Genomic DNA, 24,988 nt, shown 5'->3' on the forward strand with positions numbered 1-24,988 from the left:
CTCCCCCTGGGAGGGGCTGGGGGAGGGTCTCTCCACCAGCGACACGGCCAAGGCTCCACCCGATCCGCCCCCTCAGATTGGGAGGTAGCGAGTCGGGGTGGGCCACGCGCCACCCCTTGCCCTCAACCCCAACCCCGGCCTACAAGCCCCGAACAAGACGGACCCGGCTCAGCCGGGTGGCTCGGCCCGGCGCCTATCCCCGGGACAGCGCGGCGACCGTGCCGCACACTCGGAACTTTCCCCCATGACCCTATTCGCCTCGCTTCGCCGCGACTGGCTGTCGAATCCGCGCGCGGACCTGCTCGCCGGCATCGTCGTCGCGCTCGCCCTGATCCCGGAGGCGATCGGGTTTTCCGTCATCGCCGGCGTCGACCCGCGCGTCGGGCTCTACGCCTCGGTCGCGATCGCCACCGTCATCGCCTTCACGGGCGGTCGGCCCGGCATGATCTCCGCCGCCACCGCCGCCGTCGCGGTCGTCATCGTCCCGCTCGTCCGCGACCACGGCGTCGAATATCTGTTCGCCGCGACGATCCTGATGGGCCTGATCCAGATGATCGCCGGCCTTGCCCGGCTCGACCTACTGATGCAGTTCGTCTCACGTTCGGTGATAACAGGCTTCGTCAACGCATTGGCGATCCTCATTTTCACGGCGCAGCTTCCGCAACTGATCGGCCGTGGATGGGAAACCTACGCGATGGTCGCGGCCGGCCTGGCGATCATCTACCTCCTGCCCCGCGTCACGAAAGCGGTTCCTTCCCCGCTCGTCGCGATCCTCGTGCTGGCGGCCGTCAGTATCGGCTTCGCGGTGCCCGTCACCACCGTCGGCGACATGGGTGCCCTGCCGCAGGGGCTGCCGAGCCTGCACCTGCCGCAGGTGCCGCTGACGCTCGACACGCTGCGCATCATCCTTCCCTATTCGCTGACGATGGCGGCGGTCGGCCTGCTCGAATCGCTGCTGACCGCGCAGATCGTCGACGACATGACCGACACCGACAGCGACAAGCGTCGCGAGTGCGCCGGTCAGGGCACTGCCAACATCGCCGCCGCGCTCGTCGGCGGCATGGGCGGTTGCGCGATGATCGGTCAGTCGGTCATCAACGTCACCTCCGGCGGCCGCACCCGCCTGTCGACGCTCACCGCCGGCCTCTTCCTGCTGTTCCTGCTCGCGGTCCTCGGCCCGTTCGTCGGCCGCATCCCGATGCCGGCGCTGGTCGCCGTGATGGTCATGGTGTCGATCGGCACCTTCAGCTGGAATTCGATTCCCAACCTGCGCCGCCACCCGCCGACCTCCTCCGTCGTCATGCTCGTCACCGTCGCCGTCGTCGTCCTCACGCGCGATCTCGCGCAGGGCGTCCTCGCGGGGGTGTTGCTGTCCGGCATCTTCTTCGCCGGCAAGGTCCGCCGCATGTTCGCGGTCGAGCGAACCGAGGAAGGACCAGTCGCCACCTACATCGTCACCGGCCAGATCTTCTTCGCCTCGGTCGACCGGTTCACCCGCGCGTTCCGCATGCCGGAATCCGCCGCCCGCGTCCTGATCGATGTCACCGCGTCGCATTTCTGGGACATCTCCGCCGTCGGTGCGCTCGACAAGGCGGTCGCACGTTTGCGCCGGGACGGTGCGGAGGTGACCGTGATCGGCTATAACCGCGCCAGCGCCGATCTCGTCGATCGCTTCGCGCTGCATGACAAAACCGGGGTGGAGATGGGCGTCACTCCGCACTGATGCCTGTTCCCGGCGCAACCGGCATGGCAAGGCTCGCGACATGACCCTCGTTCCCGTCGCCGAAGCCCAGTCCCGGCTGTTCGCCCTCAAACCGCCGGTTTCCACAGAGGACGTGCCCCTTCCAAACGCCGCCGGCCGCTGGGCCGCCGCCGACATCCTCGCCGCGCGGACTCAGCCGGTGGCGGACCTGTCGGCGATGGACGGCTACGCAATCCGCTTCGCCGACTTGCCCGGCCCCTGGACGGTGATCGGCGAAAGTGCCGCGGGCCGCCCCTTCGACGGCAGTGTGGAAGCACGACAGGCCACCCGCATCTTCACCGGCGCGGCGATGCCCGCCGGTGCCGACACCGTCCTGATCCAGGAAGAGGCCGGCCGCGATGGCGACCGCCTGATGCTGACCGGCGAAGGGCCCGCTTATGTCGGCCGCAACACCCGCACACGCGGCCTCGACTTTCACACCGGCACCCGCCTGATCGCCGCCGGCGACCGCCTGACCGCCGCCCGCATCGCCGTCGCCGCCACCGGTGGCCTCGCGACCCTTCCCGTCCGCCGCCGCATCCGCGTTGCGATCGCCGCGACCGGCGACGAACTCGTCCCCGCCGGAACGCTGCCGGTCGGAACGCAACTGCCCGAATCGAACGGCGTCATGCTTGCGGCGATGCTCGCGGATCTGCCCGTCGACATCGTCGATCTCGGTATCCTGCCCGACCGGCTCGACGCCCTGCGCGATGCGTTTTCCACGGTCGAGGCCGATCTGGTCGTCACCACCGGCGGCGCCTCGGTCGGCGATCACGATCTCGTCCGCCCCGCGCTGGAGGCGGCGGGCGGCACGATCGATTTCTGGCGCATCGCACTGCGCCCCGGCAAGCCGATGATGGCCGGCCGTCTTGGTGACGCGGCGGTGCTCGGCCTGCCCGGCAACCCCGTATCCGCCTTCGTCACTGCGACCCTCTTCGTCCGTCCGCTGATCGCGCATCTCGCCGGCGCGCGTGACCCGCTGCCGCAGACCAGCACCGTGATCCTTGGCGAAGACCTTCCCGCCAACGGTCCGCGCACCGACTATCTCCGGGCAGAAATCCGCGACGGCCGTGCCTATGCCTCTACGATTCAGGACAGTTCGATGCTGCTGACGCTCGCACGGTCGACCTGCCTCATCGTCCGGCCGACCGACGCACCGCCCGCGAAGGCCGGCGACTCGGCGGAAATCTTGGGGATCGCTTGACGGCGAGTTTTACGTTCCATATAGGTTCCTCGTCTGTTCTGAAGGACAGCCGGGTTCCGACGGAGGGAAACGCGATGCTCACGCGCAAGCAGCACGAGCTGGTCTGCTTCATCAACGATCGCCTCGCCGAGACGGGGGTGTCGCCCTCGTTCGAGGAGATGAAGGATGCACTCGACCTGAAGTCGAAATCGGGCGTTCACCGCCTGATCTCCGCGCTGGAGGAACGCCAGTTCATCCGCCGTCTCCCCAACCGCGCCCGCGCGCTGGAGGTGTTGCGCATGCCCGAGCGTGTCGATGCGAAGAAGGCTCCGAAGACGAAGGCACCGACACCTCCACTTCCTCCACTTCGCCAGCCAGCGAACGACGTGGTCGAGATCCCGTTGCACGGTCGCATCGCTGCCGGTGTCCCGATCGAGGCGTTCGAAGGCTCGTCGATGCTGGCGGTCCCCGCCGCGTTGCTCGGCTCGGGCGAACATTACGCACTCGAAGTCGCCGGCGACTCGATGGTCGAGGCCGGCATCCTCGACGGGGATTACGCCCTCGTCCGCCGCACCGAAACCGCCCGCGACGGCGAAATCGTCGTGGCGCTGATCGAGGACGCCGAAGCGACCTTGAAGTATTTTCGCCGCGAAGGCGCGATGGTCCGCCTCGACCCCGCCAACCGCGCCTACGACCCGCAACGCTACAGCCCGCAACAGGTCCGGATCCAGGGCAAGCTGTCCGGCATCCTCCGCCGCTACGACTGAGGCTGCTTTAAAGGGGCGGTCCGGGTAAAGCGGACCCGAGAAAGGCAGCCCTCAAGAAAATGGAGGGTCGCCGATCATCCCGAAGCCGCGCCCTTCCCCTGGGGAGAGCTTTTCCGCAAGCGCGACCGACCCGAGAGCGGGCGTCATTAAAACGCCGCATGGACTAACCTTCGACAGCTCAATTTCTTAATACGCTAAAAACATCCAGCTTCAGGGCCGCCGAAGTCCCGCGCCCACATCCTTCTGCCCAGCCGCCAAGACCCATGGGTGCTCGTCCCCGGCCCGCCGCACCGTCGCCGTCCACCCGCCGCGCAGACCTACCGCCACGCCGCCGCTCCGCGCCAGCACATCCCGGTCCAGCCGCAACCACCGTGGCCGACACCCGACCGGCAACCGCCGTTCGCTCACCACGACATCCGCCCGCTTGCACGCCGCGATCAGCTCAACGGCCGGCACCAGATACGCACTCCGCGTCATCACCACCCGCCGCCCGGAGACATCGACGCCGCACAGGTCCGCGCTGCACCTCGCTCCCGGCAGACCGTCCAGCGTCATCGGCGCGCCTTTCACGCCGCCATTCTCCGTCAGCACATTCTGCATATATTCGCCGGCCCGGTCCCGCAGCAGCGCCATCGCGCCGAACTCCGTCCGCACCGCCGCATGCCGCCCGTCTCCGCTGACCAGCAGGTCCGGCGCAGGCGTCATCGCAGCCCATCCGATCCCGACCGCCAGCGGCGCCGCACCCCACCGCCGCCACCGTGTCCGCCACAGCGCCAGCCACAGCCCCCCGACGACGATCGACGCATAGGCCGCATCCGGCATCACCGGCCACGCCCGCACCGCTCCGGGTGCCGCCGCCACCACCCGCGCCAGCCACAGCAACGCCCACAAAGCCCGCTCCACCAGCCACCAGACCGGTGCACCGAGCTCCGCACCGTCCAGTATCAGCGCCAGCAACTCCAACGGCATGACCACGAATGTCGTCCACGGGATCGCGACCATATTGGCGAGCGCCCCGTACAATCCCGCCCGGTGGAAGTGGTACACGGCGATCGGCATGAGCGCCGCCTCCACCACCACACCGGTCAGCAACAGCAACGCAGCCCCCCTGCCCCATCGCCGCAGCACGCCCTCCTCCCGCACCTCGGCAAAGACGCGCATCCAAGGATGGTCGTGCAGCGCCACGATCGCCGTGATCGCCGCGAACGACAGCTGAAAGCTCGCACCCGCCAGCGCCTCCGGCCACGCCAGCAGCACGACGATCGCGCCTGCCGCCACCAGCCGCAGCGTCATCGCCTCCCGCCCCATCGCCAGCGCCGCCAGCACCAGCAACGCCGCCACGCAGGACCGGATCGTCGGCACCTCCGCGCCCGTCAGCAGCGTATACCCCACCGCCGCCGCCGCACCCGCCGCGGCCGCGACGAACGGTAGCCGGACGCGCAACGCCAGCGCCGGCCACAGCGCCAGCAACCGCATCACGACCAGCATCGTCGCGCCTACCACCGCGGTAATGTGCAGCCCGCTGACCGACAGGAGATGCGCCAGCCCCGCAGCGCGCATCGCTTCGGCATCCTCCTCCGCGATCGATCCGACGTCGCCGGTCGCCAGCGCCGCCGCCACGCCTCCTGCGCTCCCCGCCACCCGCTCGCCGATGTGACGCGTCAACGCCGTCCGCATCCCGTTGTCCAGATTCCCGGCCGTCACGACCTCCACCGGCGCGAACCCCCGTCCCGTTGCACCCACCCCCGCGAACCACGCCACCCGCCCATAGTCGTAGGCCCCCGGAACGGCGGCACCCGGCGGCGGCATCAGCCGCGCCCGCAGTCGCACCACGGCTCCCCGCGTCAGCCCGACCGGCGCATCCGCCTCCGCCAGATTGACCCGCACCCGCCGCGGCAATGCGGGCACGTCGATCGGCGACAGGCTCAGCCGCACCAGTTCCCGCGCCACCAGCGGCTCGACACGCTCGACCCGCGCCGTGAACGCCGCGACCACAGGCCGTGGCAGCACCGGGGCCGCGACGCGCTCGGCCCGCCACCACACCAGACCCAGTCCGATCGCCATCGCCAGTGCTCCCACGGCAACGGCGCGGTTCGCTCGCCCGCCGCGACCCATCGCCGCCGCCAGACACGCGACCGCCACCAGACCCAGCATCGCCGCGGTCCACTCGCTTCGCCGCAGCAGTACGAACCACGCAGCGATGCCTGCGCCGACCATCACCGGCAGCCACAGCACCAGCTGGTCGCGCTCCGCCTCCAGCAACAGCTCCAGCCGATGCTGCACAGCCGCAATTTGTCGCAGCCGAGGGTGCGTGCTAGGGGCTGCGGCGGCTGAACTGGCCATTCGATCCACAGTCTGGGAGCACGCGCGCTTGAGCGCAACAACCGTTCCGGGCAACACGCCCGAAGCCACCTCCGTCGTCACGCGGTTCGCGCCTTCGCCGACGGGATTCCTGCATCTGGGCGGTGCGCGCACCGCGCTGTTCAACTGGCTGTTCGCGCGCCACAATGGCGGCAAGTTCCTGCTCCGGATCGAGGATACCGATCGCGCTCGCTCGACCCAGCCGGCGATCGACGCGATCCTGGCCGGCATGCGCTGGCTCGGACTGGATTGGGACGGCGACGCCGTGTTCCAGTTCGCCCGCTCCGATCGTCATGCCGACGTCGCCCATGCGATGGTCGAGAGCGGGCACGCCTATCGCTGCTGGATGACGCAGGAAGAGATCGCTGCACAGCGCGAGGCGGCACAGGCCGCGAAGAAGCCGCTCCGCATCCGCAGCCCGTGGCGCGATCGCGCCGATGGTCCCGCCGATCAGGCCTTCGTCGTCCGCCTTCGCGCCCCGCAGGAAGGATCGGTGATGATCGACGATCGGGTCCAGGGATCGGTGACGGTCCAGAACGCCGAACTCGACGACCTCGTGCTGCTGCGCTCGGACGGCACGCCGACCTATATGCTCGCGGTCGTCGTCGACGATCACGACATGGGCGTGACCCACGTCATCCGCGGCGACGATCATCTCAACAACGCCTTCCGCCAGTTGCCGATCTATCGCGCGAACGACTGGCCGGAACCGGTCTACGCACACATTCCGCTGATCCACGGATCGGATGGTGCCAAGCTGTCGAAGCGCCACGGCGCGGTCGGGATCGAGGCGTACCGCGATGAGCTCGGCATCCTGCCCGAGGCGCTCGATAATTACCTGCTGCGCCTTGGCTGGGGCCATGGCGACGCGGAGATCATCGCACGCGACGAGGCCGTGAAGTGGTTCGACCTCGCCGCCGTCGGCAAGAGCCCGTCGCGCTTCGACCTGAAGAAGCTCGAACATCTCAACGGCCATTATATCCGCGAAGCCGATGACGCGCGTCTCGCCGCGCTGGTGGCCGCCCGCGTGACGGGGGCCGACGAGACTTGTCTCGCCGCTGCCATGCCCGCACTGAAGCCGCGCGCCGCCAATCTCAACGAACTGGCGGACGGGGCGCAGTTCCTCGTCGCCACGCGACCGCTGACGATCGACGAGGCGGCGGCTCCGCTCCTCGCGGGCGACGCACCGGCCATCCTGACGGAGGTTCATGCGGCGCTTGACGCGCTCGACGGCTGGGATACGGACGGAATCGAAGCTGCGGTACGGCGGGTCGCCGACGCGCGGGGCTTGAAGCTCGGCCAGGTCGCGCAACCTCTCCGCGCCGCGCTGACCGGACGACGCACGTCGCCCGGTATCTTCGATGTCGTCGCGCTGCTCGGGCGCGGCGAAAGCCTCGGTCGCATCGCCGACCAAATGGCCAGCTAAGACTACGACCAGCTAGAACAAGGATGGTGGAATGACCGACGCCGCGAAGCTTTCCCTCGGCTCCAAGCAGCTCGATTATCAGGTCATGTCGGGGACGATCGGGCCGGATGTGATCGACATCCGGAAACTGTATGCGCAGACGGACGCCTTCACCTACGACCCTGGCTTCACCTCGACGGCATCGTGCCAGTCGACGCTAACCTATATCGACGGCGATCAGGGCGTGTTGCTGCACCGCGGCTATCCGATCGGCGAACTGGCCGAGCAATCCAGCTTCATGGAGGTGTCGTACCTCCTCCTGAACGGCGAACTCCCGTCGAAGGACGAACTGGACAATTTCTCGACCACGATCACGCGCCACACGATGGTGCACGAACAGCTTGCCACCTTCTTCCGCGGCTTTCGCCGCGACGCGCACCCGATGGCGATCCTGTGCGGTGTCGTCGGCGCCCTGTCGGCCTTCTACCATGATTCGACCGACATTCACGATCCGGCGCAGCGCGTCATCGCCTCGCACCGCCTGCTCGCCAAGATGCCGACGATCGCGGCGATGGCGTACAAGTATAGCGTCGGCCAGCCGTTCCTGTATCCGGACAATTCGCTCAGCTACACGGGCAACTTCCTGCGCATGACGTTCGGTGTCCCGGCCGAGCCCTATGTCGTGAACCCGGTGATCGAGAAGGCGCTGGACCGCATCTTCATCCTGCACGCCGATCACGAACAGAACGCATCGACCTCGACCGTCCGCCTCGCCGGATCGTCGGGCGCGAACCCCTTCGCGTGCATCGCGGCGGGCATCGCCTGCCTGTGGGGTCCGGCGCATGGCGGCGCGAACGAAGCGGCGCTCAACATGCTGCGCGAGATCGGCACGCCGGATCGCATCCCGGAGTATATCGCCCGCGCCAAGGACAAGAACGATCCGTTCCGCCTGATGGGCTTCGGCCACCGGGTCTACAAGAACTACGACCCGCGCGCGACGGTGATGCAGAAGACCGTGCGCGAGGTGTTCGCCGAGCTGAAGGTCACCGATCCGCTGTTCGACGTGGCGCTGCAGCTCGAGGAGATCGCGCTCAACGATCCGTACTTCGTCGAGAAGAAGCTGTTTCCGAACGTGGATTTCTACTCGGGCGTCATCCTGTCGGCGATCGGCTTCCCGACGTCGATGTTCACCGTGCTGTTCGCGCTGGCCCGCACCGTCGGCTGGGTTGCTCAGTGGAACGAGATGATTACCGATCCCGACCAGAAGATCGGCCGTCCGCGCCAGCTCTACACCGGCCCGACGCAGCGCAGCTACGTTCCCGTGGCCGAGCGCTGAGGCGACTATGCGGCCCCTGCGCGCGATCCTGCTGACCTTGGGCGTCCTCGCGACGCTCATGGGATTGCTCTGGATCGGCCAGGGGCTCGGTTACATCCACTGGCCCGCGTCCAGCTTCATGCTCGATCAGCGGGTCTGGGCCGATTACGGGGCGGGATTGGCCGTCGCGGGATTGCTGATGCTGCTGGTCGCGAGGCGATTGCCGCGGCGGTAGGTCCCTGGGTCCTCAACCCGCCGGCAAGCCCAGCGTAAACCGCGCGCCCTCGCCCGGCACGCTTGCCACCGTCAGGTCGCCGCCCATCGCCCGGGCAAGTCGCCGCGCGATGAACAGGCCCAGCCCGTTACCGCCCGGCTCGCTCGGGTCGATCCGCTCGAACTTGTCGAAGATCCGCGCCTGATCCTCCGGAGCGATGCCCTTGCCAGCGTCGATCACCGTGACGCACGCGTGCCCGTCGGCAACCGATGTCTCGATCCGCACCAGCCCGCCGCTCCCGGTATAGCGCACCGCGTTGCCGATCAGATTGACCAGGATCTGCAACGCCCGACGGAAATCCCCCAACCCGGGCGCCATCGTGTCGATTCCGGGCCGCTCGATGGCGACGCCCGCCATGTCCGCGCGGACTGTCAGCAATCCCGCCGCACGCCTCGCCACGTCGGCCAGGTCGATCGGCTCGATCGTCGGCCGGAACTCTGCCCGCTCGATCGCCTGGAGGTCGACCAGATCGTCGACCAGCGACAACAAATGCCGCCCCGCACTGGCGATGTCGGCGGCATAGTCGGCGTAGCCCGGGGTGATCGGCCCGTCCGCCTGCGCGTGGATACTGTCCGCGTTCGCCACGATCCGCGCCAGGGGCGCACGTAAGGCACGGTCCAGTCCGACCGTGAAGCTCGCCGGCAAGGTCTCGTCGTCGCCGGGCGCAACCGGATCGTGCCGGTCGGCGACTGTCCCCACCAGTCCGGCGAAGTCGCCGTTCGCATCGGCACGCGGCCGTGCCGACAGCTGGACGGGGCGCCCGGTCGGCTTCAGCACCGCCGGCTGCGCCTTGAACGCCCGGCGTTTCGCCAGCGCGTCGAGCATCGGCATCGCTCCGTCATCCGCCGCCGTAAAGCCGAACAACGCCGCGACCGGTCGACCAAGCATCGCCAGCGGATCGAAGCCATGCAACGCGCCAGCCTCCAGCGATACGAACGTCAGCCGCAGGGCCGTATCGGTCTCCCACCGCCACTGACCATCACCGGGCACCACGCCCGGCATGTCGCCGATCGGTGCCCAGACCGCCGTTTCGCTCCAACCGCTGGCAGCGAGGCGGACATGGCCATCTTCGGGCTGCGCCCGAACCCACAGGGCGATATCATTCTCGTCGTCGGCGACCACGATCTTTCGTGCGACGACGATCCCCAATCGCCGCGCCAATCGTGCGGCAGTGGCCAGTTGCGGAACCGCCAGAACCTGCCCCTCCGCCCCGCCGGCACGTCGGTTCAACGACGCGATGGCGGGATCGGCCGACACCAGCCGCCCCTCCGCATCGACTATGGCGTGCGCGACCGTGGCGCTCCTGCTCTCGACGACAGTCATCGTACGCGCCCGGCCAGCGCCCGGATCGCGCCGCGATAATCCGGATGCAGCGCCAGCGACGCCAGCGCGCCACGGGCATCGTCGTTCGCCACCGCGGCGATTGCATCGAGTTCGTCCGCAAACGCTTCGATGTCGCGCGTCGGGTCTGCATCGGCCAAGGCAAGCGCAATTCGCGCGATCGTCGACCGATCGAGATCGATCGCACGGCAGGCCAGCCACAGCCGATCTCCCGCCGGCTCCAGCGTGATCGCCCGCGCCTGGTCGACCGGCACGTCCAGCGCCTGCGCCAGAAGCGCGACGAACAGTCGCAGTCGCCGGTCGCCCAGCGACTCGACCAGCAGGTCCGGCAGTTCGCTGCGCCGGGGCATGATCGCCACCGCCAGCCTTTGCGCCACCGTATCCACCCGGTCGGTGTCGTCATGGGTGGTGAGGGTGCGTTGGGCGGCGGTGGCTATCGCGTGATCGGTTTCCGGGTCGGTCCCACTTTCGGGGCTGCCGCGCACGGCCGCGGCCGTCCACCAGACCAGCCGCCGATGCAGGTCCGCCGGCAGGTCGACGTCGATCCCGACGCCGCTTTCATGAGCATCGCGGCGGCGATTGTCCGCTGCCAGCAAGGCCATAGCCGCCGCGGCGACGACGCGATCGGGTGCGTTCGCGAGCCGCACGAGCAGGCTGGGCATGTCCGGCCCGGACACAGCCACGGGCAGCGCCTCCTCGATCAGGTCGAGCCGGACCCGCGCGATCAGTTCGTTCATCAGGTCGGCATCACGCAACACGCCCGCCCGCATCAGCCGCCCCAAGACGTCGGGCGAGCGCATCAGCACGCCCTCCGCCAACGCGGGCCGGTCCCGGTCGGCGAGCAGTCGCGCGGCGTGCCGGCGGATATCCGCCTCGACCCCCGCCACGATACCGCGCACGACCGCCGCCAGCGCGGCGCGGGTCCGGTCGTCCAGCCGGGTATCGTCCGCCAGAAAGAAATCGGCGATCGCCCCGGCCAGCTCGGCCTCCGCGCGATCGCCCCCGCGCGCCGCACGGCCCGCGAGCGCGTCGCGGTCCCACGCGGAGACGGTGTCCTGATGCGATCGTGGCGACATGGCGCGATGTCTAGCGCCAACGTCGTTAATGAGCGCCTAAGCCTGATCCCGAAGCGATTCGACCGCCGCCGTCAGCGTCGCCGCCGCGTAAGCCGCCGCCAGCCCGAGCCCCGCGACCGGCCAGCCGATCACCGCCCCCACCGTCGTCGCCAGCAGATAGGCGGGTGGCCCGCCCCACCAGCGCCGCCGCCGATCACGCCGGATCGCCCGTTCCGCCAGCCCGCCCAGGAACAGCAGACCGCCGGCCAGCAGTGGCGCGACGCCACCGCCGCTGCCCTCGACCAGTCCGGCGACGGCGACCGCGAGCGCGGGCAGCGCGAGTGTGCCGAGCCGCCCGGCCTGCGCCAGCCGCTCCTCGTCGCGCAGCGCCGCCAGCACCCGCGCAATGCCGAGGCCCAGCACGCCGGCCAGCACCAGCAACAGGCCCAGCCAAGCGATCCCCATGACCTGCGCCGTCAGCCCGGCCAGCCCGAACGCGACTCCGCCGCCGACCACGGCCTCCGTCGCGATATGCCGGTCGAGCAGTCGCGGCGACACCGCCCGCGCGATCGGCCCCAGAATCGCGGCGTTGAACCAGTCGCGCCGGTCCGCCACCGTCGCGGCCAGCACCATCCGTCCACGCGCGGCGAACGCGACCGCGCTGTGTTCCAGTCCGTGGCCGTCCCGCACATCCTCCAGCGAGAGGGGGACGTGCACCGCCTGCGCCTGTTCGGCGAGCCTCAGGATGCTGGATTGCAGCGCATAGTCGTTGGGCAACGCCGCGACCTCCGCGATACGGCGCGGGTCGATCCGGCCCACCCCGCCCCAGGCGAGTTGTCCGCCCAGTCGTTCGTAATCGGGTCCGGCCGTTTCGGCCGGCAGCACCAGCAACGCGTCGCCACCGGTGTCGCTCCTGCCGAAGCCATCGATCAGACCCTGCGTTGTGATGAGGCCGTCCGCGACCACGACGATCGTCGACAGGGGATGTAGCCGCGCCTGCGCCTCGACCGCCGATCGCACCGTATCGACCACAACCCCGCGCTTGCCGATCCGGCCGAGCGCGCCGAGCAGTTCGGGCGTCAGCCGCCCGACCGATACGATGATCTGTGCCGCGCCCGCCGCGATAAGCAGCCGCGCCTGATATTCGATCACGGTCCCGCCCCCGAAGGGCAGCGTCGCGATCAGCGTTCCCGGACGATCGAGCGCCTCGAGTTCGGCGAAAAGAAGCCCCGCAAGCATCGTGGGGCTGATAGGGACCGGGCGGCGAGGGTCAACCGCCCTTCTGTTTGTTCGGGGCGGCGGCGGGCGATGTCGCCAGTCTTCGGAGCGGGTTGCGCGTGGCAAGGCCCTGCGAAAGGGCGGCGGGTTACAGGGCCGGCCTTTCGCAAGGAGAGAGTTCCGGCGGAGGCCGCTAAACCGCCCCCTCGCCCTCCAGCCGGGCCACCGCGCGCTTTAGCTTCGACAGCATCGCGACATCGCCGGCGCGCCCGTCCGCGGCCGATGCCGCCAGCGCCATCAGGCGCACGGCACCGAAGCTGGCCGCCAGCCCCTTCAACCGCGTCGCGCCGGTGCGCCAGCCATCGACCTGCGTCGAGGACGCCATTTGCGCCAGCGCCTTCTCCGCGCTCGCCACGAACGCCACGCGCAACTCGGCGATCAGGCCGGGTTCGTCGCCCACCGCGGCGGCCAGGGTCGAATCGATTGCTCCGGGATCATACGCCATCCCCCGGACGCTAGGCCGCGTTCGTTAACGACAGGTTGCCGCACGAGGCTGGTCGTGGCGCGTAAAGATGGTAAACGACGGCAAATCAAACGGCGACCAAGGGGGATACGCTGGGCAATCACGATCTCTGGCCGACAGCCGATACGGCGTCCGACTATCGCCGCTCCGACTATGAGGTCGAGCCGCAGGAGCAGGACGTGCTCGACCTGGTAGAGGCGGACATCGTCGCGCCGCGTCGTGGCGACCGGGTGTTGCCGGCGCTGGCGGTCGTGCTGGCGCTCGCATGGATCGGCGGCATGCTCGCGCTGGCGTGGACATCGCTGCCCGCGCTGCCACCGGTGGCGCTGGTGCAGTTCGTCGCCGCGCTGGCGACCGTCCCGGCGCTGATCGGCATCGTCTGGCTCCTCGCGCAGCGGAGCAGCCGGTCGGAGGCGCGCCGCTTCGCCCTGACCGCGCGCGCGATGCGCGGCGAGGCGCAGGCGCTGGAACGCAGGATCGCCGCCCTGTCGCAATCGCTGCACCTGCAACGCGAACAGATCGCGCATCAATTGTCGACGCTGGCGTCGGTCGGCGACGTGGCGGCGGATCGGCTGGAGGCGGTCGGCCGCGGCCTGTCGGCCGAAGTCGATGCCGCCCGCGCCCACGCCGCCACCCTCGCCACCGCCGCCGAGCGCGCACGCGCCACGGTCGGCGAACTGCTCGCCGCGATGCCGGCGGCGCAGGCCGACAGCGAAGAGGTCGGCCGTCGCATCGAACAGGCCGGACTGGGCGCTGCTGCCCATGTCGCAGCACTCGATGCGCAGCTGTCGGCACTGACCGACCGTGCGCGGGAGGCGGACACGCTCTCGACCACCGCGGTCGCGTCGCTCGCCGGCCACCTGCAACGGATCGGCGACAGCGGGCACACCGCCGGATCGAAACTGGAACAGGTCGCCGCCGCCATGGCGGAGACGGTGGAGCTGCTCGCCACCCGCGCCACGGCGACGATGGAACGCTCACGCGCGGATCTGGCGGATCAGGGCGACGCCATGCTCGGGCTGGTCGACCAGCGTCAGGCGGCGCTCCACGCGGCCGCGCATGACAGCGTCAGTGCGCTGGGCGAGCGGGTCGGCGCGATCGATGCGGCGATCGAACTGATCGCCAATCGCCTGCACCAGCAACACGGGGCCAGCGACATTCTGGTCGGCGGCCTGCACGACGGCATCGCCGCGGTCGAGCAGCGGCTGGACGCGCTCCACGCGCAGGGTGTCGACCGGACGCAGCATCTGGCCGCCTCGATCAGCGCGCTCGGCGGTTCGGCGAATGCGATGACGGAGGCGTTGAAGACCGGCGATGCCATGGCGTTGAAGACGATCGGCACCACCGAATCGCTGTTGATCGCGCTCGACGCCGCCGCGCGCGAGATCGACGAGACATTGCCGGAAGCGCTCAACCGCCTCGACGCGCGGATCGACGGCAGCCGCAAGATCGTCGGTCAGGCCAAGCCCGAACTGCTCGCGCTCGTCACCGCCGCCGAGAGCACGCACGATGCGATCGAGGCGATCGCCGCAGTCATCCAGGATCAGCGCAAGACGCTGGATCAACTGTCGATGGCGCTGCTCGATACGCTGGAGAACGGCCGCGACAAGGCGGACGCGCTCGGTGCGATGGTCGACGAGACGATCGGTCGCACCAACCGCTTCGCCGACGAGGCCGCGCCCCGCCTGCTGGAGGCGCTGACCCGGGTCCGCGAAACCGCCCAGATCGCCGCCGACCGCGCGCGCGAGACGCTGGCGAAGGTCATTCCGGAGGCTGCCGCCGCGCTGGAGGATTCGGCCGGCGACGCGATGCGCCGGGCGACGACGAACACGGTCGAACGTCAGGTCGACGCCCTTGCCGAGGCGACGCGCGGGGCGGTCACCGCCGCGACCGGGGCCACCGAACGCCTCGCCGCCCATGTCCAGCGCATCGCCGAGCAGACCGCATTGGTCGAGGCGCGGCTGGAGGAGGCGCGCGAGGTGCAGGAACAGGCGGACAGCGCCACGCTGTCGCGCCGCGTCTCGCTGCTGATCGAGGCGCTGAACTCCGCTTCGATCGACATCGCCAAGGTGTTCGGGCGCGACGTGTCCGACAGCGCGTGGGCGGCGTATCTGAAGGGCGACCGCGGCGTCTTCACCCGCCGCGCGGTGCGCCTGCTGGAGGGAAGCGAACTTGCCCGCGTGTCGCGCCTGTACGATGACGACGCCGTGTTCCGCGACAACGTCAACCGCTACATCCACGATTTCGAGGCGATGTTGCGCGGCATCCTGACGCAACGCGACGGATCGCCGCTGGCGGTGACGTTGCTGTCGTCGGACATGGGCAAGCTCTACGTCGCCCTGGCGCAGGCGATCGAGCGGTTGCGGTAGCCGCTCGTTCCCCTGCTTTGGAGGGGGTGCGGGATCGAACCCTGGCATGCCGTCCGGAGAAGGCATCGCTGCGATCCGGCCAAGCCCTCAGGCGCTACGACTACCGGGCCTCGCGCACGAACCGGTATCCCTGCTGCTCGAACCCCATCGCCCGATAGAATCCGTTCACGTTCCTGACCGCGATCACGCCGACCGCCTCGACGCTCTCGCATCCCCGATCGATCAGCGCCGCGCGAGCCGCATCGACCATCGCCCTTCCGACACCCTGCCGCCGCGCCGCCTTGTCGACCGCGATCATCGTGATCCGTCCGACCGGCGCCGACTGGAGGCTCATTATCATGTGCCAGGCGACGCAGCCGATCACGCCGCCACGATCCGCCACCAGCACGCCGCCGCTGTTGCGCACGGCGTCGAACCGGTCGGCCGACAGCACCGCGTCCGGATCGATCAATCGGGCGATCGCCTCCAGATCGGCCCTGGCCGCAGCCCGGATCACCAGCTCCGGTTCGGGTGCCGGTTCCGGTTCGGGCGCTTTCTCCGGTGTGGTCCGACGCGGCTTGCCGGCCGCCCGTCGTCGTGTCGCGGGAGGCTCGCCGTCGCCTGCGTCCGCCGCCGGTTTCCGGGGTGGGATTCGCGCGGGCGTGACCTCCGCCGACTGCGCCCATGTCGATCCCTCCGCCTTTCGCAGATAAGCGCGGATGTCGTCCGCCGTGGCGGTCAGACCGGCGTCTCCCATGCCGAGCAACGCCTTGCCGCCGGCATCGGTCAGTCCGTAAAGCCCGTAATCGCCCACGCCCGGTTTGCGCCGGCGCGACCGGACCAGCTTCAGCCCGCGATGCGCCGCCGCGTCGCGCAGCGCGGCGGCCTCGTCATCTCCCGCCATCAGGGTTGCCAGTTCGGCTGATAACCCTTGTCGATCCGGCGATCGATGAAGAACGCCGCGCTGATGAAGGCCAGATGGGTCAGCGCCTGCGGAAAGTTGCCGAGCTGCAACCCGCGCTCGTCCAGCTCCTCCGCGAACAGGCCCAGCGTGTTGGCGTAGCTCATCCCCTTGGCGAGGATGATCTGCGCCTCGTCCAGCCGGCCCGCCCGCGCCAGACATTCCGCATACCAGAAGGTGCAGGTCGTGAACGCGCCCTCCCCGCCCTCCAGTCCGTCCGCATTGCGATAGCGATAGACCAGACCGTCGTCGCACAGATGCTCCTCGATCGCGTCCAGCGTCTTTAGCCAGACGGGGTCGGTCGACGAGACGAAGCGCATCAACGGCATCATCAACAGCGCCGCGTCCAGCTCGGTGCCGCCGCGCTCCTGCACGAAATAGCCATGTTCGGGATGCCGGAAATTATCCCAGACATCGGCGACGATCGCGTCGCGACACTCCGCCCACCGGACGACCGGCGCGGGTAACGAGCGCTTCTTCGCCAGCCGGATCGCCCGGTCCAGCGCCACCCAGCACATCACCCGCGAATGCAGGAAATGGCGCGGTTCGGAACGCATCTCCCAGATGCCGGCATCCGGCTGGTCCCAGTTGGACATGACGTGATCGACGATGCCGCGAACATGCTCCCAGCCCTCATGACTGATCGCCGCGCCGTATTTGTTGGACAGATAGGTGCTGTCCATCAGTTCGCCGAAGATATCCAGCTGGCTCTGCGCGTGCGCGGCATTGCCGATCCGGACCGGGCGACTGGCGGCATAACCGGACAGGTGATCCAGTTCGGATTCGTCCAGCGCCTCCGATCCGTCGATCGAGTACATGATGCGGATCGGATTGTCGGCGTCGGACGCCATCAGCCTCTGCCCCGCCCAGCGGCGGAAATGCTCCGCCTCCTCGTAGAAGCCGAGCCGCATGAAGGCGTAGACGGTGAAGGACGCGTCCCTGATCCAGCTGGCGCGATAGTCCCAGTTGCGTCCCGCCCCGGACGCCTCCGGCAGCGAGAACGTCGCCGCCGCCGCGATCGAACCGTGGCGACGCGAGGTGAGGAGTTTCAGCGCCAGCGCCGACCGCATGACCTCCTCGCGCCAGCGACCCTTGTAGGTGGAACGGCCCGCCCACTCGCGCCACGCGGACCGGGTCGACACGATCTCCGCCGCGATCTCCGCCTCGTCGGGACGGACCAGCGCTTCCTCGCCCAGTACGAACCATGCCGTCTGCCCGGCAGACAGGGCGAAGCGCGCCTCCGCCGCATCCGGTTCGGCCGTCAGCGGCACCGACGCGAACAGCCGCAGCGTCAGGACGCGGCCGGCGAAGCGGATGCCGCCCTCCGCCTCCGTCACCCTTGGTGTTTCGCGGGCATAATCGAAACGGGGCGCGCAACGGACCGTGAAGCTCACCGTCCCGCGCGTCACCGCGATCCGCCGGATCAGGCATCGCGCCTCCCGGTCGGGATGGGCGCGAGCCTCGGGATGCGGCATCAGGTCGAGGACTTCGACGGCGGCGTCATCCGCCATCCAGCGCGTCAGCAGCAGGTTGGTGTCGGGGACGTAGAGTTGCAGATTGCGGGGCGCGGCCAGATCGGGCGTGATCGTGAATGCCCCGCCATTGCCGCTCGACAACAGATCGGCGAAGATCGACAGGCTGTCGAGCGATGGCCAGCAGAGATAGTCGATCGTCCCGTCGCGCGCGACCAGCGCAGCGGTTTCCAGGTCGCCGATGATCCCATGATCGCCGATCGTCCGCAGCGGCGGCACCGCCCCGCTCTCAACCATTGTCGCGAGATTCCGGGTAGAGCGACATGCCGCCATCGACGAACAGCGTCGTGCCCGTCACATAGTCCGCCTCGTCCGACGCCAGCCAGACCGCGGCGCGCGCGACATCCTCCGGCTCGCCGATCCGGCCGTAGGGGATCAATCGCAGCAGCTTCGTCAGCGCCGCGTCCGTCTCCCACGCGTCCCGGTTGATCGGAGTGCGGATCGCCCCCGGCGCGATCGCATTGACGCGGATGCCGTCGCCCGCAACCTCCTGCGCCAGCGATCGGGTGAGCATACGGACACCGCCCTTGGCCGCGGCATAGTTGACGTGCCCGGCCCAGGGGATCACCTCGTGCACCGAACTCATCGCGATGATCGCCCCGGCACTCCGCGCGGGTCGCCCCTCCCGCGGTTGCGCCCGGAAGCGGCGCACGGCCTCCCGCGCACACAGGAATTGCCCCGTCAGGTTGACGCCGATCACGGTGTTCCATTCGTCGAGGCTCATCTCGGCAAAGGCGGCATCCTTTTGCACGCCCGAATTGGCGACGAGCAGATCGATCCGGCCGAATGCGGCCACCGTTTCATCGAACAGGCGAACGACATCGTCCTCCTGCGAGACATCCGCCCGCACCGCCACCGCCCGACCACCGGCACCGATGATGCGGTCGACCAGATCGTCGGCCGGTTCGGGGTGCGAGCGATAGTTGACGACGACCGCCGCCCCCACCCCCGCCAGCGCCTCCGCGACCGCCAGCCCGATCCCGGAACTGGCGCCGGTGACGATGGCGACATGGTCTTTCAGGCGCAGGCTGGTGGCGGTCACAGGCATTCTCCGGATGGCATGTGACGGGTCAACGACTCAGCCCCGGATCGGATGCGCGCGGCGCGACTCAGCGCAGACCGCCGCTGGTTGATGCGGGTCTATGATCCGTATCAGACTGTTTTCACGTGTCTTTTTGTGGGCCGAAAGCGTTCTTTCCGCGACCGCCCGAAAAGTCGGTCAGGGACGATCGCGGTGCCCGCGACGTCCGGCGCAACGCTCTCACAAAGGGGATGCCGCATGCTAGATGAACCACAATTGGTCGCCGCTTTGGACCGACGCGTCCGGCGGCGCGACGAACGTCGCGATTTCTTCAAGGCCGCGATCGGCGCGGCGGCGATCGGTGCCAGCGCCGTCGCGTTCTCGCCAAAAGCGACCGCGCAGGCCGCGAACCTCGACGCGGACATCCTCAACTTCGCGCTGAACCTCGAATATCTAGAGGCGCAATTCTACAGCTACGCCTTCGACGGAACCGGACTGCCCGACAGCCTTCTCGGCGGTTCGACCGCGCAGGGCGCGCGCGGCAGCGTGATCGTCGGGACGACCAATCCGGCCCGTGCCGTGAACTTCGGCGGCGAGCCCGTCATCCAGCAATATGCACGCGAGATCGCCGCCGACGAACGCGCGCATGTCGCCTTCCTGCGAACCGCGCTGGGATCGGCGGCGGTCGCGCAGCCGACGATCAACATCTCCGGAGATCCCGACGGGCCGTTCACCGCCGCGGCCACCGCTGCGGGCGTGCCGCTGACCAACGGCGTGTTCGATCCCTATGCGTCGCCCGACAATTTCCTGCTCGGCGCCTATCTGTTCGAGGATGTCGGGGTGACCGCCTACAAGGGGTCGTCCTCGCTCCTGACCAACACCACCTTCCTCGATGCGGCCGCCGGCATCCTGGCGGCGGAGGCGTTTCACGCCGGCATCATCCGCGGCGCGCTCTATCGTCGAGGACAGGCGATCCCCGCGCTCGTCACCGCGACCGAACAGATCGCGACGGCGCGCGATACGGTGGACGGCTCCACGACGCAGGCGGGTCCGCCGCAAACCTATGCCAATGACGATCAGGGCGTCGCATCGCGTCCGACGCCGCTGACGACGGAGGCCGGCGCGTCGACCGCGACCGGCAGCAACTTCGTGCCGACCGATGCCAACGGCATCACCTTCGGCCGGACCGCACAACAGGTCCTGAACATCGTCTATCTGAACACCGCCAACGCGGCCGCGGAGCTGGGCGGGTTCTTCCCCGCCGGGGTCAATGGCGGCATCCGCGTCAGCGCCACCAAGTGAGCAGGGAGTCAGCATCATGAACGACAAGATCGATTTCCTCGCCACGATCGAGAAGGCGGAGCATCAACGCGCCGCACGCCGCAACTTCATCCGCCTGTGCGGCGGTGCGGCGGCGATGACGGGCGGGCTTGCCCTGCTGTCCGGGTGCGACGACGACGACACGCCCGATCCGGTGGTGACGCCGACCCCTGCCCCGACACAGGGCGCGGTGACCGACGCCGACATCCTCAACTTCGCGCTACAGCTCGAATATCTGGAGGGGAATTACTACGCCTATGCCGTCACCGGCGGCGGCATCCCGGCCAATCTGCGCACCGGCACCGGTTTCCAGAGCGGCGTCATCGCCGGGTCGGGCGAAGGGGCCGCGCGGCAGGTGTCGTTTTCCGATCCGATCATCGCGCAATATGCGCGCGAGATCGCGTTCGACGAACTCGCGCACATCACCTTCCTGCGCACGCAACTGGGATCGGCCGCTGTCGCGCAGCCTAGCATCAACCTGTCGGGCAGCGCCTCGGTCATCACGCCCGGCGGCGCGACGGTGCCCGGTGCATTCACGGCGGCGGCGCGCGCGGCGGGGGTGATCGGCGCGACGGAGATCTTCGATCCGTTCGCGAACGACATCAACTTCCTGATCGGGTCCTATCTGCTGACGGATGTCGGCGTGTCCGCCTATCGCGGCTCGGCGCGTCTCATCACCAACAAGACCTATCTGGACGCCTCCGCCGGTATTCTCGCGACGGAAGCCTATCACGACGGCGTCATCCGCTCGTCGCTGTACGCGCTGGGATTGTCGGCCCCCTCGACGGCGATCTTCGACCGCATCCAGCGGATCTCCGATACACGCGACACGCTCGACGGATCGACCGATACCGATCAGGGCATCGGCACCGCCGGCAACGCCAACCTCGTGCCGACGGACGACAACGGACTGGTGCTCGGCCGCACCGCCAATCAGGTGCTGAACGTGGTATTCCAGAACGCCGCCGTCGGTACCCAGCGTGGCGGCTTCTTCCCGGAAGGTGTCAACGGCGCGATCCGGACGACCATCGCCAATCCCTGAGGCACGACCGGGACCAACGAAAAGGGCCGGGCCACTCGCGTGGCCCGGCCCTTGTTCATGCGCCCCGATAGGGATCAGAAGCGAAACGCGGCCGTCGCGCGCAGGCTGTGCCAGCGGAACTGATCGTCGCCGCGGCGAAAATCGGTGCCGGTCGCGGAGCCGCCGTTCGTCGCGTTGGTGAACGGCGTTCCGACAGCGCCCGCCGCACGGACGCGGAAGTCGTCGTCCTGATACTGGTGGAACATATATTCCATGCCGACCGAGAAATTCCGCCCGATCTTCTGCTCGATGCCGCCGCCGCCGAGAATACCGAACTGGTTGCGGTCGCCGCTGCCCGTGAAGGTGTTGGTCGTGTTGGTCGACGCGAAGCGACGGTCGATCTTGGCATAGCCCGCACCGAACGTGCCGTAGAACAGCGTCGTGTCGGCCGCATAGCCGGCACGACCGCGAACCGACGCCTCCCAGTCCACGTTGCGATACATGACATAGCTGGCCGGCGTGCTGGAGAAGGCGGTCACCGCATCGGTGATTTCGGTCTTGCCGAACTCGCCCACGACGCCGACGACGATGTTGCCGCGCTGTGCATCCATGCCGACGCGACCGTAATAGGCCCAGCCGTCCTTGTCCTTGTAGCAGCCACCGTTCGCGCCGGGCGACAATTGCGACCGTGCCGCACCGTTGCAAAAGCCGGGTGCGAAGGCGTTGCCGCCCGTCCCCGTCAGAACCTGATCGCCGAACCGCCCGTCCAGATTGCGATCGAACTGGATCGTCGATCCGCGGTCGTTGCCCTGTATGTCATACCCGCCGGCGGCACCGACATAGATGCCCGAAAACGGCTGATCCTCGGTGGTCTCCTGCGCCGCGACAGGTGATGCGGCGACGATCGCGATCGAAGCTGCGGCAAGAACCATTTGAAAGCGCATAGTTTTTATTCCCGGCTAGAATGTCGGGTCCAATAACTTGGTGCAGCCGGAATGGGTCCATGTCGATCCGGCGATAGACATCGGCCTGTTGCAAGCCGGCAACAGACACCCTTCCGTGTCAGGCCGCGAGATGAATCCCGCTCATCCGCACCAGCGCCTCGGCCAGATGCTTGCGACGGAACGGCTTGCTCAACCGCGGCAGTCCCGCCGCGACCCCTTCGACATCGGCATAGCCGGACACGATCAGTGTCGGGATACCCAGCCATTCCTGCACCCTGAACGCCAGTTCGGTCCCGGTCATTCCCGGCATCAGGTGATCGCTGACGACGATGTCCGGTCGCAGCCCCTCCCCGAGCAGCCCGATCGCCGCCTCCGCCGAGTCCGCCTCGACGACGGTGAAGCCCAGATCCTTCAGCATGAACGCGGTCGCGAACCGCACCAGCGTCTCGTCGTCGACCAGCAGGACGCACCCCGGCGCGCCGCAATGCAGCGGCTGCTCCGACTTGACCGGGACGACGGTAGCGGGCCGGTCCACCGCCGGCAGGCGCAGTTCCACCGTCGTCCCCCGGCCCGGCTCGCTGTACAGCGTCAGGCTGCCGCCGAGTTGCGCGGCCAGCCCATGGACCATCGACAGCCCCAGCCCCGTCCCCTTCCCCAGTCCCTTGGTCGAGAAGAACGGCTCGACCGCGCGATCGAGGGTCGCGGGATCCATCCCCACGCCCGTATCGCCGACGACCAGCCGGATCATGCCGACGCCCGCCACCTGCTCGGCATGAACGCCCAGCGTCAGCGTGCCGCCATCGGGCATCGCATCACGCGCGTTCACCGCCAGATTCAGCACCGCCATCTCGACCTGGTTCGCATCCGCGAGCGCGTGCGGCAGCGCGGCGTCGCGTTCGACGTTGACCCGAATCCGCGGGCCGGAGGTGCTGGCGACCAGTTCAGCCATGCCGCCGACCAGATCGCCGATATCGATCGCCTGCGCCTGCAACGGCTGCCGCCGCGCAAACGCCAGCAGGCGCTGAACCAGCGTCTTGGCGCGTTCCGCCGATGCCAGCGCGCCGGCGATCGCCTGCCGCTCGCGGTGGTCGCTCACCGGGCGGCGCTGCAACGAGTCGAGCAGGCCCAGGATCGGCGTCAGCAGGTTGTTGAAGTCATGCGCGACGCCGCCGGTCAGGCTGCCCATCGCCTCCAGCTTCTGGCTCTGGCGCAACTGGTCGTGCGCGCGTTCCAGATCGGCGGTCCGCTCGGCGACGCGGCGTTCCAGCGTCTCGTTCAGCTCGCGCAGTTGCGCCTCGCTGGCGGTCAGTCGCGCCGCCGTCTCCTCGGCCCGTTCGCGCGCGGCGAGCAGGTCGCGTTCATAGGCGCGGCGATCGGTGGCATCGACGAACATCGCCCGGATGCCGATCGTCCGGCCGTCCCGCACCACGTTCCGCCAGTCGCTGAGCACCGGCATGCGGTGCCCGTCCGAACATTTCAGATCGATCGCCACCTGACGCGCCGACCCTTCGGTCACCAGTTGCGGCGCGACATGCGTCTCGAAGAAGATCCGGCCCGCGGGCGTCATGATCGTCCGCAACGATACGCCCAGCAGCGCGTCCCGATCGATCCCGATCCACCCGGTCGCGGTATTGTTCGCGCGGATGATGCAGCCGTGGCTGTCGATCGTCAGATATCCGCACGGTGCATCGTCGTACAGCTCCGCCCGCGTTTCGTCCGGGGGAACGTCGTCCGACGGCGGCGGCATGACGGCCATCCCTATCGGGCCAGATAGCGTTCGATGATCGCGATCGTCTCCGCCGGCGCGCTCATGTGCGGACAATGTCCGGTCGCGTCCATCAGCGCCAGTTCCGCGTGCGGCATCTGCCCGACGATGTACGATCCCACGGCTTCCGGCGCGATCATGTCCGCCCGCGTCTGCATCACCAACGTCGGCGTTCGGCACAGCGGCAGGTCGGGGCGATGATCGGACAGGAACGTCACCCGCGCGAAGCGCTTGGCGATGGCGGGATCGGTCCGGCAGAAACTGGCTCCCAGTGCCTGCCCCAGCTCGGGCCGGTCGGGATTGCCCATGATGATCGGCGCGGTGGCGCGCGACCAGCCCATGAAGTTGCTGTCGACGACCTCCAGCAACTCGTCCAGGTCGGTGCGGGTAAAGCCGCCGACATAACCCGGCTCGTCGATATAATATGGCGATGGACAGACCATGACGAGCGATCCCAGACAGTGCGGCCGCTGGACAGCCGCCAACAGTCCGATCATCGCACCGACCGAGTGTCCCACGAAAACGGCATTCTGCAGTGCGAGCTCGTCGAACAGTTCCACGACATCCGCGGCGTAGCCGTTGAGGCTGTTGTACTTATCCGGATCGTAGGACGACAGTTCCGATCCACCCGATCCGACATGATCGAACGATATCGTGCGATATCGTTGCGCAAAATGCGGCGCGACATCATGCCAGGCCGTTTGATCGCATCCAAACCCGTGGGAAAACACAATCGTTTCAGGTCCATTCCCGGCAATCCGAACGTCGTTTCTTCGCAGCGCGGTCAACTTGCATCCCCTTTGCCCGTGTTAGAGCTTAACGTGTTGATCTTGCTTTGCAACGTGAATGACGGCGCCCGAGAAGGCCGCGGTCCCCGCGCCGCCGCAGCAGAA

General features: G+C 68.6%; 20 protein-coding genes and 1 other annotated feature. Of the genes, 9 read left to right on the forward strand and 11 right to left on the reverse strand.

Annotation, left to right across the window (positions count from 1 at the left end):
- The first annotated feature begins 156 nt into the window (after positions 1-156).
- Positions 157-210, forward strand: a sequence feature (sul1 is cis-regulatory element that is thought to sense ions involved in sulfur or methionine metabolism; They are found in Alphaproteobacteria).
- A 34-nt stretch (positions 211-244) separates the two neighbouring features.
- The 3 genes from ASG07_RS06875 (at position 245) to lexA (ending at position 3,691) form a co-directional block, all read left to right on the forward strand.
- A complete protein-coding gene (locus ASG07_RS06875; protein WP_055843697.1) occupies positions 245-1,723 on the forward strand; it encodes a SulP family inorganic anion transporter in 1,479 nt (492 codons plus the stop codon).
- A 40-nt stretch (positions 1,724-1,763) separates the two neighbouring features.
- Entirely contained in the window at positions 1,764-2,945 is a 1,182-nt protein-coding gene (locus ASG07_RS06880; RefSeq protein WP_055843699.1) for a molybdopterin molybdotransferase MoeA, read from the forward strand.
- A gap of 74 nt (positions 2,946-3,019) precedes the next feature.
- Complete coding sequence (gene lexA / locus ASG07_RS06885) at positions 3,020-3,691, forward strand: transcriptional repressor LexA (protein ID WP_055843701.1); 672 nt, start codon at positions 3,020-3,022, stop codon at positions 3,689-3,691.
- Between the two features lie 210 nt (positions 3,692-3,901).
- Here lexA and ASG07_RS06890 read toward each other — a convergent pair whose 3' ends face one another.
- Positions 3,902-6,034 carry a ComEC/Rec2 family competence protein gene (locus tag ASG07_RS06890; protein ID WP_201780972.1) on the reverse strand — a complete coding sequence of 711 codons (2,133 nt, stop codon included), beginning with the start codon at positions 6,032-6,034 and terminating at the stop codon, positions 3,902-3,904.
- 28 nt (positions 6,035-6,062) lie between these two features.
- Here ASG07_RS06890 and gltX point away from each other — a divergent pair, with 28 nt between their 5' ends.
- The 3 genes from gltX to ASG07_RS06905 are packed head-to-tail and all read left to right on the forward strand — an operon-like array spanning position 6,063 to position 9,007.
- On the forward strand, positions 6,063-7,478 hold the full coding sequence (gltX, locus tag ASG07_RS06895) for a glutamate--tRNA ligase (RefSeq protein ID WP_055843702.1): 1,416 nt from the start codon (positions 6,063-6,065) through the stop codon (positions 7,476-7,478).
- A 31-nt stretch (positions 7,479-7,509) separates the two neighbouring features.
- Positions 7,510-8,793 (forward strand): citrate synthase, encoded by a 1,284-nt coding sequence (locus ASG07_RS06900; protein WP_055843704.1) that lies wholly within the window; start codon positions 7,510-7,512, stop codon positions 8,791-8,793.
- 7 nt (positions 8,794-8,800) lie between these two features.
- Positions 8,801-9,007, forward strand: a complete 207-nt coding sequence (locus tag ASG07_RS06905) for a hypothetical protein (RefSeq protein WP_055843706.1) — start codon at positions 8,801-8,803, stop codon at positions 9,005-9,007.
- A gap of 12 nt (positions 9,008-9,019) precedes the next feature.
- Here the strand turns inward: ASG07_RS06905 and ASG07_RS06910 are convergent, their stop codons facing one another.
- The 4 genes from ASG07_RS06910 to ASG07_RS06925 all read right to left on the reverse strand — a co-directional run bounded on the left by ASG07_RS06910 (position 9,020) and on the right by ASG07_RS06925 (position 13,165).
- Positions 9,020-10,369: a PAS domain-containing sensor histidine kinase gene (locus tag ASG07_RS06910; protein WP_055843708.1), complete on the reverse strand. Its 1,350-nt coding sequence runs from the start codon at positions 10,367-10,369 to the stop codon at positions 9,020-9,022.
- Positions 10,366-11,463: a DUF2336 domain-containing protein gene (locus ASG07_RS06915; protein WP_055843710.1), complete on the reverse strand. Its 1,098-nt coding sequence runs from the start codon at positions 11,461-11,463 to the stop codon at positions 10,366-10,368. The genes ASG07_RS06910 and ASG07_RS06915 overlap by 4 nt, the downstream gene beginning before the upstream one ends.
- A gap of 36 nt (positions 11,464-11,499) precedes the next feature.
- Complete coding sequence (locus ASG07_RS06920; RefSeq protein WP_055843713.1) at positions 11,500-12,681, reverse strand: hypothetical protein; 1,182 nt, start codon at positions 12,679-12,681, stop codon at positions 11,500-11,502.
- Between the two features lie 172 nt (positions 12,682-12,853).
- The gene (locus tag ASG07_RS06925; RefSeq protein WP_055843715.1) at positions 12,854-13,165 is read right to left on the reverse strand and encodes an Hpt domain-containing protein; all 312 of its coding nucleotides are present in this window, start codon (positions 13,163-13,165) and stop codon (positions 12,854-12,856) included.
- A gap of 197 nt (positions 13,166-13,362) precedes the next feature.
- Here ASG07_RS06925 and ASG07_RS06930 point away from each other — a divergent pair, with 197 nt between their 5' ends.
- Positions 13,363-15,552: a hypothetical protein gene (locus ASG07_RS06930; protein ID WP_055843717.1), complete on the forward strand. Its 2,190-nt coding sequence runs from the start codon at positions 13,363-13,365 to the stop codon at positions 15,550-15,552.
- Between the two features lie 100 nt (positions 15,553-15,652).
- On the opposite strand, the gene ASG07_RS06935 is transcribed toward ASG07_RS06930, so the two are convergent.
- Genes ASG07_RS06935 through ASG07_RS06945 form a run of 3 tightly spaced genes read right to left on the reverse strand, consistent with a single transcriptional unit; the run spans position 15,653 to position 19,066 of the window.
- Positions 15,653-16,435, reverse strand: a complete 783-nt coding sequence (locus tag ASG07_RS06935) for a GNAT family N-acetyltransferase (protein WP_055843718.1) — start codon at positions 16,433-16,435, stop codon at positions 15,653-15,655.
- Positions 16,435-18,261: a glycoside hydrolase family 15 protein gene (locus tag ASG07_RS06940; RefSeq protein ID WP_055843720.1), complete on the reverse strand. Its 1,827-nt coding sequence runs from the start codon at positions 18,259-18,261 to the stop codon at positions 16,435-16,437. Before ASG07_RS06940 ends, ASG07_RS06935 begins: the two co-directional genes overlap by 1 nt.
- Complete coding sequence (locus ASG07_RS06945; RefSeq protein ID WP_236694578.1) at positions 18,254-19,066, reverse strand: SDR family oxidoreductase; 813 nt, start codon at positions 19,064-19,066, stop codon at positions 18,254-18,256. The genes ASG07_RS06940 and ASG07_RS06945 overlap by 8 nt, the downstream gene beginning before the upstream one ends.
- Before the next feature lie 237 nt (positions 19,067-19,303).
- On the opposite strand from ASG07_RS06945, the gene ASG07_RS06950 reads away from it, so the two are divergent.
- A complete protein-coding gene (locus ASG07_RS06950; RefSeq protein ID WP_055843725.1) occupies positions 19,304-20,347 on the forward strand; it encodes a ferritin-like domain-containing protein in 1,044 nt (347 codons plus the stop codon).
- Positions 20,348-20,363: 16 nt separating this feature from the next.
- Complete coding sequence (locus ASG07_RS06955; RefSeq protein WP_055843727.1) at positions 20,364-21,407, forward strand: ferritin-like domain-containing protein; 1,044 nt, start codon at positions 20,364-20,366, stop codon at positions 21,405-21,407.
- A gap of 74 nt (positions 21,408-21,481) precedes the next feature.
- Here the strand turns inward: ASG07_RS06955 and ASG07_RS06960 are convergent, their stop codons facing one another.
- The 3 genes from ASG07_RS06960 to ASG07_RS06970 form a co-directional block, all read right to left on the reverse strand.
- Positions 21,482-22,330, reverse strand: coding sequence for an outer membrane protein (locus ASG07_RS06960; protein ID WP_055843729.1), 849 nt, complete (start codon positions 22,328-22,330; stop codon positions 21,482-21,484).
- Positions 22,331-22,448: 118 nt separating this feature from the next.
- A complete protein-coding gene (locus ASG07_RS06965; protein ID WP_055843730.1) occupies positions 22,449-24,086 on the reverse strand; it encodes a PAS domain-containing hybrid sensor histidine kinase/response regulator in 1,638 nt (545 codons plus the stop codon).
- A gap of 2 nt (positions 24,087-24,088) precedes the next feature.
- Positions 24,089-24,826 (reverse strand): alpha/beta fold hydrolase, encoded by a 738-nt coding sequence (locus ASG07_RS06970; protein ID WP_236694579.1) that lies wholly within the window; start codon positions 24,824-24,826, stop codon positions 24,089-24,091.
- Positions 24,827-24,988 lie beyond the last annotated feature (162 nt).

It is taken from the genome of Sphingomonas sp. Leaf343 (genome assembly GCF_001423765.1).
Classification (GTDB): Bacteria; Pseudomonadota; Alphaproteobacteria; order Sphingomonadales; family Sphingomonadaceae; genus Sphingomonas.